Consider the following 634-nt stretch of genomic DNA (forward strand, 5'->3'; position numbering starts at 1 on the left):
CCCGAGGCCGTGCTGGCCTACCTGTCGCGCTATACCCACCGCGTCGCCATTTCCAACAGCCGGTTGATCGCGCTCGACGAGGCGGGCGTCACATTCCGCGTCAAGGACTACCGCCGCAATGGCAGCGAGCGGTACCGGACCATGACGCTCGATCCGGGCGAGTTCATCCGCCGCTTCCTGCTCCACGTGCTGCCCAAAGGCTTCCATCGCATCCGCCACTATGGGCTGCTCGCCAGTGCGCACGCCAAGGCCAACATCGCGCACGCTCGCGAACTTCTCGCCGCGCCGCAGCCCAAGGCCGAATGCAACGGAACGGGCGCCGATGCCGCCACGCCATCGGATTGGCGACCGCCATGTCCATGCTGCGGCGGCAGGATGATCGTCATCGAGACCTTCGAACGCGGCGGCGACCGCGCCCGCGCGCCGCCTTGGACGAGGGCGCCATGACCACAAACCGCTCTTCATCGCTCTGCATACCCGCCAAGAACTCTGATCGTCGGCGGCCCAAGGCGATCGTGCGTCTCCGGCCGACCGCATGTCCCGCACCATCTGCAGCGCCGAAACCGTCCGCTCTTCAAGGGCCGCATCGCAATGCGCGCGGCCATCGCCAGCCCGTCGAGCTACGCCTGCCCAC

1 protein-coding gene is annotated in these 634 nt (G+C 67.8%); it reads left to right on the top strand.

Annotated elements, in window-relative coordinates:
- Nucleotides 1-447, top strand: a 447-nt coding sequence (locus tag NMG80_RS05670; protein WP_254017236.1) for a transposase, incomplete at its 5' end; no start/stop codon positions are given.
- Nucleotides 448-634: the final 187 nt, after the last annotated feature.

The sequence above is a fragment of the Mesorhizobium escarrei genome, from assembly GCF_935825525.1.
Lineage (GTDB): Bacteria > Pseudomonadota > Alphaproteobacteria > Rhizobiales > Rhizobiaceae > Mesorhizobium > Mesorhizobium escarrei.